At 37.5% G+C, this 15,864-nt stretch carries 15 protein-coding genes and 2 pseudogenes; all 17 read left to right on the forward strand.

Annotated features, from left to right (window positions below):
• The first annotated feature begins 268 nt into the window (after positions 1–268).
• The 17 genes and pseudogenes from HT714_RS04740 to HT714_RS04820 all read left to right on the forward strand — a co-directional run bounded on the left by HT714_RS04740 (position 269) and on the right by HT714_RS04820 (position 15,855).
• Positions 269–3,118: an SEC10/PgrA surface exclusion domain-containing protein gene (locus tag HT714_RS04740; protein WP_173251555.1), complete on the forward strand. Its 2,850-nt coding sequence runs from the start codon at positions 269–271 to the stop codon at positions 3,116–3,118.
• On the forward strand, positions 3,115–3,471 hold the full coding sequence (locus tag HT714_RS04745) for a hypothetical protein (RefSeq protein WP_173251557.1): 357 nt from the start codon (positions 3,115–3,117) through the stop codon (positions 3,469–3,471). The genes HT714_RS04740 and HT714_RS04745 overlap by 4 nt, the downstream gene beginning before the upstream one ends.
• Positions 3,472–3,481: 10 nt before the next feature.
• Positions 3,482–4,573 carry a DUF6287 domain-containing protein gene (locus HT714_RS04750; RefSeq protein ID WP_173251559.1) on the forward strand — a complete coding sequence of 364 codons (1,092 nt, stop codon included), beginning with the start codon at positions 3,482–3,484 and terminating at the stop codon, positions 4,571–4,573.
• Between the two features lie 79 nt (positions 4,574–4,652).
• Positions 4,653–4,814, forward strand: a pseudogene (locus HT714_RS04755) (nucleoside triphosphate hydrolase); the annotation flags it as partial.
• Positions 4,815–4,886: 72 nt separating this feature from the next.
• A complete protein-coding gene (locus tag HT714_RS04760) occupies positions 4,887–6,800 on the forward strand; it encodes an AAA family ATPase (RefSeq protein WP_173251561.1) in 1,914 nt (637 codons plus the stop codon).
• Positions 6,801–6,821: 21 nt separating this feature from the next.
• A complete protein-coding gene (locus HT714_RS04765) occupies positions 6,822–7,307 on the forward strand; it encodes a hypothetical protein (RefSeq protein ID WP_173251564.1) in 486 nt (161 codons plus the stop codon).
• Positions 7,308–7,614: 307 nt separating this feature from the next.
• Positions 7,615–8,025 (forward strand): GNAT family N-acetyltransferase, encoded by a 411-nt coding sequence (locus HT714_RS04770; protein ID WP_173251566.1) that lies wholly within the window; start codon positions 7,615–7,617, stop codon positions 8,023–8,025.
• Positions 8,026–8,070: 45 nt separating this feature from the next.
• Positions 8,071–8,229: a hypothetical protein gene (locus HT714_RS04775; protein ID WP_173251568.1), complete on the forward strand. Its 159-nt coding sequence runs from the start codon at positions 8,071–8,073 to the stop codon at positions 8,227–8,229.
• 132 nt (positions 8,230–8,361) lie between these two features.
• A pseudogene (locus HT714_RS04780) lies at positions 8,362–9,253 on the forward strand (ABC transporter ATP-binding protein).
• Between the two features lie 15 nt (positions 9,254–9,268).
• A complete protein-coding gene (locus HT714_RS04785) occupies positions 9,269–9,997 on the forward strand; it encodes a hypothetical protein (protein WP_173251572.1) in 729 nt (242 codons plus the stop codon).
• Positions 9,998–10,373: 376 nt separating this feature from the next.
• Positions 10,374–10,583 (forward strand): helix-turn-helix transcriptional regulator, encoded by a 210-nt coding sequence (locus HT714_RS04790; RefSeq protein WP_001107500.1) that lies wholly within the window; start codon positions 10,374–10,376, stop codon positions 10,581–10,583.
• Positions 10,573–11,061, forward strand: a complete 489-nt coding sequence (locus HT714_RS04795; RefSeq protein WP_000247411.1) for a DUF6773 family protein — start codon at positions 10,573–10,575, stop codon at positions 11,059–11,061. Before HT714_RS04790 ends, HT714_RS04795 begins: the two co-directional genes overlap by 11 nt.
• A gap of 115 nt (positions 11,062–11,176) precedes the next feature.
• A complete protein-coding gene (locus HT714_RS04800) occupies positions 11,177–12,637 on the forward strand; it encodes a nicotinate phosphoribosyltransferase (RefSeq protein WP_173251575.1) in 1,461 nt (486 codons plus the stop codon).
• The gene (gene nadE, locus HT714_RS04805; RefSeq protein ID WP_173251583.1) at positions 12,634–13,458 is read left to right on the forward strand and encodes an ammonia-dependent NAD(+) synthetase; all 825 of its coding nucleotides are present in this window, start codon (positions 12,634–12,636) and stop codon (positions 13,456–13,458) included. Before HT714_RS04800 ends, nadE begins: the two co-directional genes overlap by 4 nt.
• A gap of 395 nt (positions 13,459–13,853) precedes the next feature.
• The gene (locus HT714_RS04810; protein ID WP_173251585.1) at positions 13,854–14,405 is read left to right on the forward strand and encodes a GNAT family N-acetyltransferase; all 552 of its coding nucleotides are present in this window, start codon (positions 13,854–13,856) and stop codon (positions 14,403–14,405) included.
• A gap of 162 nt (positions 14,406–14,567) precedes the next feature.
• Positions 14,568–15,278, forward strand: a complete 711-nt coding sequence (gene ccdA2, locus HT714_RS04815; RefSeq protein WP_173251587.1) for a thiol-disulfide oxidoreductase-associated membrane protein CcdA2 — start codon at positions 14,568–14,570, stop codon at positions 15,276–15,278.
• Positions 15,279–15,291: 13 nt separating this feature from the next.
• A complete protein-coding gene (locus HT714_RS04820) occupies positions 15,292–15,855 on the forward strand; it encodes a redoxin family protein (protein ID WP_000759260.1) in 564 nt (187 codons plus the stop codon).
• Positions 15,856–15,864: the final 9 nt, after the last annotated feature.

A 15,864-nucleotide genomic window follows, 5' to 3' on the forward strand; every position in this document is an offset into this window, starting at 1 on the left:
AGCCTCTTTAAGGCTCATATTGCGATCTTGACGGATTTTGTGGATAATTTCTCCATAGTGTTTGAATTCCATGATAGTCTCCTTGAGTTTTATTGGTTTTATTATAACTTAAATTTCTCCATTTTTGGGAAAAACTACTGTTTTTAGTAAATTTTTTAGGAAAAGTCGGGGGGGGGGGGGGGTAAAATTCTATTGTTTTCGGTAGAAATATCCAAAAAGGGGATTATTTACTGTATAATCAAGTCAATCAAAAATAAAGGAGATAAGGATGAAAAAGTCCCTAATTATGACAACTGCTGCAGTAGCTGGTTTAGGAGTTGCAGCAACTACTCAAACAGTCTTTGCAACTGAAGCTCCAACTGAAAACACAGTCAACTCTACTATCAACAATAAGGTCACAGACAAAGATTTATCTGACGCTGAAAAACGCGCGGTAGATACCGCTAAAGATGCCGACAAAAAAGCAAAAGACGCTGAACAAGCCAAAGATACGCTTGACAAGGCGCAAAAAGACAAAGACGCCAAAACCGCTGAAAAAGATGCCCTTGAAAAAGACCTTGAAAAGGCAAAAGACGCTACACCAGAAAAAATAAAAGATGAAACTGATGATGTAGACGCTAAAGAAAAAGCAAAGGCAGACAAAGAAACGGAATCCAACAAAAAGGCTGACCAAGTGACTAAAAAGTCTGACGAAGCCAAACTTGCTAAAGATGAACTTGACAAGGCTCGTACAGGTGTAGAAAAAGCTGACAAAGAGCTGAAAGACGCAACGGACGACTTTGACCCAACAGCTAAAGATAAGGCTCAACAAGAAAAAGATGATGCGGATAAAGATGTACTTGTAAAAGACCAAGCCAAACGCAATGCGGAAACAGAGCTTGAAAAAGCAAAAGAAGACGACAAAACGCGTGAAGCTAAAAAGGTACAAGAGCGTCAAAACAAAAACGACAAAGAAGCAGAAAAAACGGCAAAAGAAGGCGATGTGAAAACCGCAGAAAAAGCAATCAAAGACGCTGAAGAAAAACTAAAATCAGCTCAATACCCAACAGACGTCGTCCTAACTCCAGAATGGAGAGATAAAGCTAAAGAGCTCATCAAACGACGTATGGATAAGTACCCAGAGCCATATCCAGATATGACAGGCATGGACGCAGACCAAATTGACAAAGCGGATGAAGAATGGAACGCTCGCTATAACGTTTGGTTGGAACAATATCGTAAAGATATTCGCCGACTAGAAGAAGAGTTGACTGAACTAGACCGTGAAACAAATGAGAACTGGATGGACCGTATCAGCAAAATTAGTGAGACAGGAATCCAAGATGGGGAAACTGATGTTAAATATGACCCAAACAACCTACCTCAAGATATCGTGGATGATTTAAACAACCATTTTGTTACTCTTTTAAACAGTCTTCGTAAACAATTAGGTCTGTCAGAAGCTAAACTCAATACGAACAATAAAGATTTTGCCAAAGAAGTAGCAAAAATTTATAAAGACAATGACTATCAAGACTTGAGTCACTTTGGACGAGGAATTAATGATATCGCTCGAAAACGAGGATTAAAACCGTCTGAAAAACCTGGCATTGACACACATACACAATATTATGAAGACCTCATGAATATTCCAATGGGTTCAGATAAAATGACTAAACAGGAACTGCTTGCACGCATGACAGAATCTTTTATGTCATTCTTTGCTGAAGGTTACTTGACAGGTGGCTACGGTCATTTTTATAGTTTGTTACAAGCCGACACTGTAGGATTAAATACATCAATCATCAAAGGTGGACAACTTTTAACTGACCTTGGTGACCCTGATTTCACACACGTATACCGCATTCACGTTTTGAAAGTGAAAAGTGAAAAATATATTGACAACGATAATACAGACATCCAAAAAGCTAAGTATGATGACCTCTATGGACCAAATTCTAAAGCCAATCTTCCAACACCAACTCTACAAAGCAAACAAGAAGTAGAAGCCGAATTGGAAAAAGCTAAATCTGATAAGAAAACAGCTGAGGCGAATTTGGAACAAGTGAAAACAGAGCTTCAAGAAATTGAGAAACGCATTACCGACCTAGAAAAAGAAGTATCTGAAACACCAGCCAAAGAAGCAAAACGTGCGGAAGCTGTCAAAGAGCTTGAAAAAGCTAAAGAAAAAGCAGAAGACGCTCAACGTAAGCTAGAACGTGCGACACTTGACGATAATGCCAAATCATTGCGTCTGGAAAAAGCTCGCAAGGAAAAAGACGAAGCCGACAAAGAATTGGCTAAGAAATTGGCAGAAAGTCAGCAAAAAGACAAAGACTTGGAAGATGCGAAGATTGAGCGTTTGAAGGCTGACAAAGAATTGAAAGACGCGGAAGACGCACTGCAAAAAGCAAAAGACAAGTTGGCAGAAACACTTCATTTGAGTCAAGAAAAAGCTAAACTGGAAGCAGAATTGAAAGCTAAGTCAAAAGAGTTGGATGAACTCTGCAAGCACGTAGATGATTTGAAACGTGACGTGAAGCAAAAAGAAGACGAGGCAGAAAAAGCTCGTAAAATCAAGGATGAAGCGGAACGTGAGTATCAAAAATTGCTCCTACATAAGACAATCGACGACGCACTTATTCCAGAACAACCAGAATTCAAAGGTGGCGTAAACGGCCCAGGCGCTATTCAACCAGAACTACCAGAATTCCCACTTGACGAACTACCTAAGGATGAAGAACCCAAAGTAGAAGAACCTAAAGTAGAACAGCCAAGAGTTGAACAACCTAAGGTAGACGAACCGAAGGGTGAGCAGCCCAAAGTTGAACAACCAAAAGCTGAACAACCGAAAGTAGCGCAACCAAAAGGTGAAGAACCAGCTCAAGAGCTTAAAAGTGGTAGATCAAGTGACGAACCGAATACCGAAAAACCTGGTCAGGCTGGTAACCGAGATGTGAAACCTGTTGGGCCAGCACCAAGCTACCAAGCGCCAGCAGTTCTTTCTCAAGCTAAACAAGAAGTTGAACAAAAAGCATTGCCAAATACTGGAAGTCAAGTGAGCCTACTAGCTTTATTAGGATATGGTTTATTAGCGGGATTAGGAATTATTTTAAAGAAAAAGAGGGATAAAAATTGAAAAAGAAAGTTGCATTTGTATTATCGTTAGTAACTAGTCTATTGCTTTTGGCGGCCTGTTCATCAGCAGATGGAACCTATGTCTACCAAGGTAGCATGCCATTTATGGAAGAAGCAACCGTAACCATCCAAATCAAGGGTGACAAGGGACAAGTTCATACCAAGGGAAAAACAATTGGTATCCTAACAGAAGGCAAGCCAACAGAGCAGACAGATGAGATGAAGGTCAACCAGAAAGAAAAGACTCTTGAATTGTCTTCAATGAAACTAGGTTATGAGATCAAAGGTGGAGAGTTGACCATTACTTCAGATCCTTCTGGTATACTAGCTGGTAAATCTTTTAAAAAGAAATAAAGGAGGTATTATGTCCAAGAAAACCATTTTAAGTGGCTTGTTATTGGCTAGCTCAGTCATTTTATTAGCAGCCTGTGGGCAGCAAGCTAGTCAGATTAGTGGGGGAGAGTCGACTGACACTACAGTCCAAACCAGTGCTTCGGAAGATAAAAAAGCTGAACAAGCAAAGATTGATTACCAGATTGTATATCAGAATATCTTAGATTCCTATAGAGAGCGAGTTAAGGCAGCGCAAAAACAACAAATGCCACAGAATTCGACAGGTGACAAAGAAGAGTCTTATATTGATTCCATTTTGTTTGATTACCAAGGGAAAGATATTAGCTACACTTTCTACGATATTAATAAGGATGGCAAGAAAGAATTGCTAATTAAACAAGATAAGGTCCTACTTGGGATTTATTATCTGATAGATCAGGGAGCCCAGCTAGTCAAGGCTGGTGGGGTTGCTGGGAAAGGTGGTTCACGTCAGATCTTGATTCCTTATGAAAATGGAACTATCTCTTACTTGATTTTTAGTGCTTCTAAACCGGAAGCCATTGCTAAAACCTATCTCTTTGCAGATGGTCGTTATCAGGAAGCCAGCTCAGTCAACTATGATTTAAGAGAGACAGATGATCCTTCAAGTTTACAAGGGCTAGATGGGGTTAAAAAGCTTGATTTGGAAGGCTTGAACTGGTTGATTTTTGATGATGCTTCAGCTAGTCGTCCCTTTATTGATCTAGAGGAGCAGGCCAAGGGACCTGGTGCTCATCTGGCTGAAATTCATCAGAAAAACTTTAGTAGTATCAAAGGCACTTGGAAGAATAACAAGGGTGGCGAAGTCACTTTTGATGAAAATGGATTTACAAACGGAGCTGAAGTAACACCGGCTCCACCTAGAATTGTAGATAATATGGCAAAATTTGGAATCGGATTTAGTGGTGGCGTAGGTGGAGCAGCTGTCACTCTAATTCCCAAAGGAATTGTGCATCCTCCTCTTAATGGAGGTAATACATCTTATGAAGATGCTTCTGACAGCAGTAAAGATCGTTTATTAATTACCCAGTATGGGGGGGCATTAGCAGATCCAAACGAATTTTACTATAAGATTAGTGAATAAAAAGGAAAAATAGAAGATGAAACTAAAACATGTACTGGCAGGATCAGCAATGGGGTTGAGTCTACTGATGGCAGGGGTAGGAAATGTCTGGTACTACCTCAACGGTTCAGGTGCTATGAATAAAGGTGGCTGGTCTAAAGTTGGAAAATCCTGGTATTGCTTCACAACTTCAGGAGCTCTTTTAGTCAATACTACAACACCAGATGGCTATCGCGTAAATGCTAATGGTGAGTGGGTGTAGGAGTGACAGAGCTATAGTCATACATGATAGATAAAATATATTTTAGATATATCACATTTAAGGAGAATAATAATGGCTTATTTTTTAGTTGGTAAAGATAATTCTTCTTTATTTTCTAAAAGAACAACTTGGGATTTTGATGCTGCAATTGCGGCTGCAAGTGATGGAGATACAATTGAAATCCAAGAAAATTTTAGAGTAGAATTTGGATCAATCCTAATTGATAAAAATTTATCATTTATTGGAAATGTTATTGAAGAGGAGCAACTCATTTTACCTGCATTGGATGGTTTGTTTGCTATTGATGGTGTAAATGTGACATTTAAAAATCTAGCTTTAAATGTCAAAGAAGAAAAATATAATTGTTTGAACATAAAACCAGGATCATCTGTACTATTAGATACCGTTATTTTAGAATCAAATCAGACTGAAGGTGAAATTTACCCGATCTGTTATTCTAAAGATTCAACCGTTACGATTAAAAATTCTGTAGTTCGTTCTTTTCAACCAGATAAACGTCAGCGCATATATTTTGATAATTCTACAGTTCTAATTCAAGATACGAGTATCTATGTTCAAACAGTATTTGATAACTCAAGATTTGAATTATCAAATATTGAGTTAGAAGTTTCGGATAACAATGGAATATTCTTAGGAACAAAATCAGAAGGAAGCATTAAAAGTTCTATTTTATTTGCAGGTAGTTTTGAAAATAAGCGCTCTACAATTGAGTGTACACAATCAAGCTTGACCTTACTGGATACGAGAGTTTTTCTAGATAATGATGAGGAGTATGTAAATGCTTGTTTTCTAAAAGAAAGTTCCTTATCTGTAGGGTTTGTAATGATGCATTCTATTAAAACAGTGAAGTCCACAGTACATATTGAAGATCATCTGGGATTGGTAGAACTTGGAGATTTTGAAGATCATTCATCTGTTACTGGAAATATCTTAATGGTTTTAGGAGGAAATCATAATAAGATTAATGTATACTCTGACAGTCATTCTAACCTACGATTAAATAAAATAATTGTAGGAATGAAAACAAACCCAGATATAAAACTGGAACGAAATGTTAAATTCCAAGTCGGTGAATTACTGAGAGTAAAAACCAATGAAGATTATACAGATGTTATCTTAGATGAAAATAATCAATATACCTTAGTAAATGATGAAGTATCTATTCGTCGTTTCGGTGAGAAAACAACGTTTGAAAAGTTACAGGATATGATTGGACTTGATAGTGTCAAAAATGAAGTTCAAGAATTTATTGCTATTACTAATATGAATAAATCCCGAAAAGATAAGGGCTTTAATACATCTGGAGTAACTTTACATTCATTGTTTTTAGGAAACCCTGGTACTGGTAAAACTACAGTTGCTAGATTGATGGGTAAACTACTTTATGAAAATAATATCATTCCAACAGATAAGTATGTAGAAACATCCAGAAGTGATTTAGTCGGTCAGCATATAGGTCATACTGCTATCAAAACAAGAAAAGTATTAGAATCTGCACTAGGTGGAGTACTCTTTATTGATGAGGCCTATACACTTGCAAAAGGTGGAGAAAAAGATTTTGGATCGGAAGCTATTGATGAAATCTTGAAATTCATGGAAGATCATCGAGAGGATATTGTCTTAATTTTTGCAGGTTATACAAAGGATATGGAAAAATTCTTAGAAATGAATGAAGGATTGCGGAGTCGTATTCCAAATGTATTTCATTTTGAAGATTATTCTATTGGGCAATTGTATCAGATTGGTCTAAATAATCTAGTAAGTAAAGGTTATAAAGTAGATGTAGAAGCATATCAAAAACTTCTGAAAAATAATTTTGAAAGAAGCAATGATTTTAGTAACGGACGCTGGGTTAGAAACCAAAATGAGAAAATTTTACGTAAGGTAGCGATGTATCTATTTGAGAATAATATAGAGATAATAGAGATGATACCTAATGAAGTCTTGGAGAATTGTTATATTTAATAGAAAGAGGAAAGAAAGTATATGTCAGATAATTTTAAGAAAGAATATGTAACCCCACCATCCGCAGGAGCCACTAAAGAAAAATTTGGTAATTTTTTACAATCTGTAAGAGATCATTTAAGAGAAGACTATCGTAAACAATTTATAATTAGAAAAACATTATGTAGTTTCTTGGTATTTCTTTTTTGGATAATGTTTTGGGTTCCTCCTTTAGGGATTTTTGGTTTTCTAATTGCTGTTGTCTTAACCTGGTTATCTTTTGTGTTTTGGCACTATTCTTATTGGAATTATCAAGGGGGAATTATACAGAATTTCTTGGATGGTCTAGTTCGCTATGGAACATTTTGGGGATTAGTAAAGAAAACTATTTTACAGTATATCTTGGTTTATTTTTGGATAACATTAGCTGCTCCAGTTTTTGGATTTTTCATCTGGAGGAAAGCTGTAAAGCATAATCAAATTTTATATGTTACCAACGAACGCAGAGACATATGGAATGAAAACTAAATCGTTTGAAAGGTTTCCAAATTAGATGAAAGTAGTTTAAAGGTATTCATCAGTGTAAGAATGAGATGATTAGAATCTAGTATATAAGTTCTATTAATGTAAGAAGAGGTTCAATACCAGTATTCTACGATGAATAATTTGAAAATATAAATTGTTAAAACTATATCTTTACAACGAAGCAACAAGCATCTCCACATCGGGGGGTGTTTTTGAAACTCATCAACGCAGGTTGGTGAGTTTTTGCTAGTTTGACAGTCTATTGAAATAAGACTATAATCAAGCTGTATCAGTTTTCGAGGAGGTTTAGATGTACTTTAGATTGGAAAATAAGGAATCCCATAAATCGCAAGAAATTGGGAATTTGATTCGTGCTTATAATCGTTCAAAAAGAGAAGAGGCTGAAAGTGAGCCACTTAATCTTTATGTTGAAGATGAAAAGGGCAATCTCTTTGCAGGTTTGATAGCAGAGACTTTTGGAAATTGGCTAGAAATTGAGTATTTATTTGTCAAAGAGGAACTGAGAGGGCAAGGAATCGGTTCAAGACTATTGCAGCAAGCAGAAAGTGAAGCCAAGAATCGAAACTGTCGTTTTGCTTTTGTCAATACTTATCAGTTTCAAGCTCCAGATTTTTATCTAAGCCATGGCTACAAGGAAGTCTTTGCTTTGCAAGACTATCCCTACACAGGGAAAAGATATTACTACCAAAAGGATTTGTAAGGTGAGTATGAAAGTATAAGGCAAAGAGGGGTTCTTGACATAAGTATGAAGGGGATTCTCGATAAATACCAGTTAAATCCTACACATTGTGTCTTTATAGGTGATATTGAGGACAATACAATCGCAGCTGAGAAATTGGGAATCAAGTCCTATCAGGTTAAGAAAAGAAGTGATGTCGTCGATATTTTGAAATCCTATATTTAAACTTAACACTCTCTATTTTTTATGGTAGAGAGTTTTTTTGTTAATAAAATTTTACAAAATGACATTTATATATTGCATTAAGTTAGATATATGATATAATATATTAAAAAGAGGCGCAACTTTTTAAAATTAATGAGAATCAAAGAGAAAACCAAGAATATTAATGGAGGAATAAAAAATGGAAGTTATAAATGTAAGTAAGCATTATGGTCATTCAATCATTCTCAAAGGTATAAATTTTGCACTTAATAAGGGTGAAATTGTTGGTCTAGTAGGGAGAAACGGAGTTGGCAAGAGTACATTGATGAAAATTCTTGTTCAGAATAATCAACCGACTTCAGGGAATATTATAAGTAGTGATAATGTTGGGTATTTAATCGAAGAACCAAAATTATTTTTATCTAAAACAGGTTTAGAGAATTTAAAATATTTGTCAAATTTATATGGTGTTGACTACAATCAAGAAAGATTTGGAAGTTTGATCCAAGAGTTAGATTTGACTCAGTCTATTAATAAAAAAGTAAAGACCTATTCTTTGGGTACAAAACAAAAATTAGCTTTGCTTCTAACTCTCGTTACGGAACCTGATATATTGATTTTAGATGAACCGACTAATGGTTTAGATATTGAATCATCACAAATAGTTTTAGCAGTTCTAAAAAACTTAGCTTTACATGAAAATGTGGGAATTTTAATATCGAGTCATAAATTAGAAGATATTGAAGAAATTTGTGAGAGGGTCCTTTTATTGGAGAACGGGCTTTTGACATTTCAAAAAGTAGGAAAAGATAGTCATAATTGCTTGTTTGAGATAGCTTTTTCATCAGCTACAGATAGAGACATTTTCATTACCAAACAAGAATTTGGGGATATTGTTCAGGAAGAGGGATTGAGAATTACTATGTCTGGGAATATTCAAAGTAGTGAGCTTTTTAAATTTTTTAACGAAAACTCTATTAAAGTAGTTGATTTTGAAACTAAAAAAGAGACGCTTAAAGATATTTATTTAAATCGTTCAAAATAAAGGAAGGTTATAATCATGAAATTAAATAAATTGAATTTTCTTAAGGAAAATATGAGGGATTTATATTCATCAGGCGTAATATATCTCGGTTTGATTATCTCGTTTATACCGCCGATACTGGTTACATTCTTTATTCTAAAGACTCAAGGGACATCGCTTGGTATTAAGCATATTTCAAACTTTTATGCTATGCTCGGTATGTTAATGGCTGTTATACATGCTAACCGAGTCATTAGTAGAGATTTTTCCCACAATACGGTAAGTTTGTTTTATAATCAACAGAAAAATCGGATGATTTACGTCCTGTCTAATTTTCTATATGCCATCTCAGTTTCCATTATTTATGCTTTGAATGGCATTGTGCTACTAGTTATCGTAAGTAAATTGGGTGTTCCAGGTGATTTAGAATTAGATTTTATAGTAGCCATTGTAGTCAATACAATTTTGTTAGTCCTATTTTATTTTCTATTATCTTACATTTTCTATTTATACAAATTGAAAAGTGGCTTGGTATTTGGTATTTTAGTAGCTTTACTACTCTTTATCCCTAATATATTAAATACGATTATGACGAATACTAGTAATGATTTGTTTATCAAAGTAATTGAACTTCTTCCTTTTTATTCTTTACCTGTATTTGTGGCTTCAAATACGATGTCTATTAGTCAGTATCTTGTGGCAACCGCTACAATCATTTTATTGTACTTGTTCACTCTCAAGAAAAGCAAGGAGTATTCATTTTAGTTTTATTTAGTATTATTTTGCAGACTTAAAATCCAGCAAAAAATCAGTCATCTTGCTATGCTCCTGCTCTTGTTGTGTACACGTTTTTGTCTTATGCTAGACTCATTTCCAAAAGCATTATATAATAGTGATATGAAATCAACTAAACAAGAAATACAAGCAATCAAAACTCGTTTAAAAGATCCTACTAAAGCTAATATTAAATAAAAATAACAGAGTAAACTAGGAAGTTTATTTCAAACAACAACATACTGATTTTAGGCTGAAGATAATATTGGAGTGCTAATTAATGAGGTTATAATAAATAGCTGACAACTTGTGTTGGTTTTGGATTTTTTAAGAGTAGATGAGTATTAAAACTATAAGGAGGACGCAAGTGGCTAAAAATTTAAAATTAAAATTAGCTCGTGTAGAGCTTGATTTAACTCAAGGTCAACTGGCAGAGGCTGTTGGGGTGACGCGCCAGACTATTGGTTTGATAGAGGCGGGAAAATATAATCCCAGTCTCTCGCTCTGCCAGTCCATTTGCAGATGTTTAGGGAAAACCCTAGACCAACTATTTTGGGAGGAAGAAGATGGTAAATAAATTCATTCATTATCAATTACTTGATGAAAGAGAAGAACAACTAATCAATAAAGCTGGAGCGGAATCCTTTACCCTTTTCATTGGACTTGTGCTTCTAAGCTATTTGGTGGCTGTATTAGCTCCCTCTCTTTTTAATCCGAATTTTCTAGTCTATACTCTGATAGTAGGAATTTTCTTCTTTTTCAACCGTGCCCGTTATCTGGGAGTGACCTACTATAGTCGTTTTCATTTTACGATTTTGGGTTGTTTTTTCCTAACATTGGCTATTACGGCTCTTTTGATGTTACAGAATTATCAATTCAACATAGAAATTTATCAGCACAATCCTTTGAACGTTAAATACCTGTCTGCTTGGGCAATTACTTATGTCATTTACCTTCCTTGGGTTTTTATCGGCAATCTTGGTCTGAAGAGCTATGGTGAATGGGCTCAGAAAAAGTTTGAACAAGATATGGATGAACTAGAGAGTGGTGAATAGCTTGTTACTCTTTTCTCAATCCAGCTAAAATGTGATATAATAGTACTAATTTATTGGAATGCATGAAAGTTTTTGAAAATTTTCATGTATTTCTAGTTAAGGAAGTAGGAAAAGTATGTATCCAGATGATAGTTTGACATTGCACACGGACTTGTACCAGATCAACATGATGCAGGTTTACTTTGATCAAGGGATTCACAATAAAAAGGCGGTCTTTGAGGTTTATTTCCGCCAACAGCCTTTTAAAAATGGCTATGCAGTTTTTGCAGGTTTGGAAAGAATTGTGAATTATCTTGAAGACTTGCGTTTTTCAGATAGCGATATTGCCTATTTGGAGTCGCTGGGCTATCATGGGGCATTCTTGGACTACCTTCGCAATTTCAAGTTGGAGTTGACCGTTCGTTCTGCCCAAGAAGGGGACTTGGTATTTGCTAATGAACCGATTGTGCAGGTGGAAGGCCCTCTAGCTCAATGTCAGTTGGTCGAAACGGCTCTTTTGAACATCGTTAATTACCAGACCTTGGTGGCTACTAAGGCAGCTCGTATTCGTTCGGTCATCGAAGATGAACCTTTGATGGAGTTTGGAACACGTCGTGCGCAAGAAATGGATGCGGCCATCTGGGGAACACGCGCAGCGGTGATTGGTGGCGCTAATGGAACTAGTAATGTGCGTGCTGGTAAACTCTTTGACATTCCTGTTTTAGGAACTCATGCCCATGCTTTGGTACAGGTTTATGGCAATGACTATGAGGCTTTCAAGGCTTACGCTGCGACCCATAAAAATTGCGTCTTTCTTGTGGATACCTATGACACCCTTCGTATCGGTGTGCCAGCTGCTATTCAGGTTGCGCGTGAACTTGGTGACAAGATTAATTTCCTTGGTGTCCGCATTGACTCTGGAGACATTGCCTATATTTCTAAGAAAGTTCGTCAACAACTGGACGAGGCAGGATTTACTGATGCTAAGATTTATGCATCAAATGACCTTGATGAAAATACCATCCTTAACCTCAAAATGCAACACGCTAAGATTGATGTTTGGGGAGTAGGTACTAAGCTGATTACAGCATATGACCAACCAGCTCTTGGGGCGGTTTATAAGATTGTTGCGATCGAAGATGAAAATGGTAATATGCGTAATACCATCAAGCTGTCTAATAATGCAGAAAAAGTGTCGACGCCAGGTAAGAAGCAGGTGTGGCGTATTACTAGTCGTGAAAAAGGCAAGTCAGAAGGAGACTATATCACTTATGATGGCGTAGATGTTGCCAGCATGACTGAAATCAAGATGTTCCATCCGACTTACACCTACATCAAGAAGACGGTTCGTAATTTTGATGCTGTTCCTCTCTTGGTGGATATCTTCAAAGACGGAAAATTGATTTACAATCTGCCTAGCTTGACTGAGATTCAGGCTTATGCTCGTAAGGAATTTGACAAGCTTTGGGATGAGTACAAACGTGTGCTCAATCCTCAACACTATCCAGTGGATTTGGCGCGTGATGTATGGCAAGACAAGATGGACTTGATTGACAAGATGCGCAAGGAAGCTCTTGGTGAAGGAGAAGAAGAATGAGTTTGCAAGAGACTATTATTCAGCAACTGGGTGTCAAACCAGTGATTGATGCCCAGGAAGAAATCCGTCGTTCTATTGATTTCTTAAAAAGATACTTGAAAAAGCATTCCTTCCTAAAGACACTTGTACTAGGGATTTCTGGGGGACAAGATTCAACCTTAGCAGGTCGATTGGCTCAATTAGCTATGGAAGAACTACGAGCAGAGACGGGCGATGATAGCTACAAATTTATCGCTGTCCGCCTGCCTTATGGAGTACAAGCTGATGAAGCAGATGCGCAAAAAGCACTAGCCTTTATTCAGCCAGATGTCAGTTTAGTGGTGAATATCAAGGAGTCTGCAGATGCTATGACAGCTGCAGTTGAAGCGACAGGAAGCTCTGTTTCAGACTTTAACAAAGGCAATATCAAGGCTCGTTGCCGTATGATTGCCCAATATGCCCTTGCTGGTGCCCATAGCGGAGCGGTCATTGGAACAGACCATGCTGCGGAAAATATCACAGGTTTCTTTACCAAGTTTGGTGATGGTGGTGCAGATATTCTCCCTCTTTATCGCCTCAATAAACGCCAAGGAAAACAACTTTTGAAGGAACTTGGTGCAGACCCAGCCCTTTATGAAAAAATCCCAACAGCAGACCTAGAAGAAGACAAACCAGGCCTAGCTGACGAAGTAGCCCTCGGAGTCACTTATGAAGAGATTGATGACTACCTAGAAGGCAAAACAATCAACCTAGAAGCCCAAACAACTATCGAAAACTGGTGGCATAAAGGCCAACACAAACGCCACCTACCCATCACCGTCTTTGATGATTTTTGGGAGTGAAAACCTCCAGTGGAGGTTTTCAGCCTCTCACCTTGAAATAAGAAAGTGAGAGAAGGTCCGGGGGACCTTGAACCCCGAGTCTAAAAATAAGAAAGCGAAGAAGGTCTGGTAACTCACAGAGTTCGATTTCGTCTTCTCACCCCCGCAACGATGACTAGGTTTGAAAAAGCTTGCTAGAGCGCATTTCAAACCAGACAGCGACTGCGTCAAGGAACTAGATGAAAAACTTGTTTTTTAGTTGTTACTGAGTTTAGTCTTTTTACCCCGAGCATGGAAACAGGTAAGCGAGGAATGTCCGGGGGACCTTTTTAGCGTATTACCTTGAGATTCAAAAGCAAAACAAGTTTCAATGGAGATTGGGCAGAGAATTATCTATTAGAAAGCGAGGTAACATTATGAAAGCAATCGGTACGCAAATGTTAGAGACGGAACGTTTAATCTTGAGAAGATTTGTGGAGAGTGATGCGGAAGCCATGTTTCAAAATTGGGCTTCGTCTCCTGAGAACCTGACCTATGTCACCTGGGATCCTCATCCTGATGTTGAAGTGACTCGGAACTCGATTCGAAATTGGGTTGCATCCTATACCAATCCCAACTATTACAAATGGGCCATTTGTCTCAAAGAGAATCCTGAGCAAGTGATAGGAGATATCAGCATCGTTGAAATGGATGAGATTGACTCTAGCTGTGAGATTGGGTATGTTTTAGGAAAAGATTATTGGGGCCGAGGTATGATGACGGAGGCCTTGAAAGCTGTCTTAGACTTTTGTTTTACCCAAGCAGGATTTCAAAAGGTCAGAGCTCGTTACGCCAGTCTTAATCCAGCTTCAGGACGTGTGATGGAGAAGGCTGGAATGTCCTATTTAAAAACCATTGCCAATGGTGTGGAGAGAAAAGACTACGTTGCGGACCTTATTTATTACCAGATAAGTAGGGAAGACAGGTGATTTCTTTTCTGTTTCTATCAAAGTCAGACATTGTCTGGCTTTTTTTGTGCAAAATTTCTGAATAAACTGATTAAATTCCTATTTTTCCCTATCATTGTCCCTGTTTTTTCTTAGAGTTGGGAATTATAATAGACTTATCAAATCAAAGAATGGAGGAAGGCAATGGACAATGTAATCTTTTTTATCAGTGTTTTTCTTGCTGGAATTCTTTCCTTCTTTTCTCCTTGTATCTTACCCTTGTTACCAGTCTATGCAGGGGTCTTGTTGGATGATAAAGATGGTGCTCAGGCTTCTAGCGGAAAATTTTCAATCTCAGTCGTTAGTCTATTGCGAACTCTCGCATTTATAGCAGGGATTTCTTTTATCTTTATCTTACTGGGATATGGTGCTGGTTTTTTAGGCAATTTGCTGTATGCTTCTTGGTTTCAGTATGTGACGGGTGCGGTTATCATTCTCTTGGGCTTGCACCAGATGGAAGTCTTACATTTGAAAGGACTTTACAAGGAAAGAAGGTTACAATTAAATAGACAAGGGCAAAAGGGTAAGGAATATAGTCAGGCATTTTTACTGGGCTTGACCTTTAGTTTTGCTTGGACGCCATGTGTGGGACCGGTTCTGGGCTCTGTTTTAGCCTTGGCGGCTTCAGGTGGCTCAGGTGCTTGGCAGGGAGCTGGTCTCATGTTGGTTTACACGCTGGGTTTGGCACTACCATTCTTGGTTCTAGCTCTTGCCTCCAGCTATGTTTTGAAACATTTCCGAAAACTTCATCCCTACCTTGGAACCCTCAAAAAAGTAGGTGGTCTCCTCATTATCGTGATGGGAATCTTGGTGCTTTTGGGAAATGCTTCTATTTTAACAAGATTATTTGAATAGAGAGGAATAAGAAATGAAAAAATGGCAAACATGTCTCCTTGGAGTAGGCTCAATTTGTTGCTTGGCAGCCTGTTCGGCTAAAAATATGTCAGACGAATCTACCATGAAGGAGCAAACAAAAACAGAACAAGTCAGTGCGCAAACTGCGACTAAAGGTCAGGCGGTTGCTGATTTTGAACTAACGGGAGTAGACGGCAAGACATATCGCTTGTCTGATTACAAGGGCAAGAAAGTCTATCTCAAATTCTGGGCTTCTTGGTGTTCCATCTGTCTAGCTAGTCTTCCTGACACGGATGAAATTGCTAAAGATGCTGGAGACGACTATGTGGTCTTGACAGTGGTGTCTCCTGGACATAAGGGGGAACAAGCAGAATCAGACTTTAAGAACTGGTACAAGGGCTTGGATTATAAAAATTTCCCAGTTCTAATTGACCCATCAGGTAAACTTTTGGAAACTTATGGTGTTCGTTCTTATCCAACTCAAGCCTTTATAGACAAGGAAGGTAAGCTAGTCAAAACGCAACCTGGTTTTATGGATAAGGATATGATTTTAAAAACATTGAAAGAAATGGGGTAGAGAAAGGTC

Origin of the sequence: Streptococcus sp. 3705 (assembly GCF_013277145.1) — a bacterium.
GTDB lineage: Bacteria > Bacillota > Bacilli > Lactobacillales > Streptococcaceae > Streptococcus.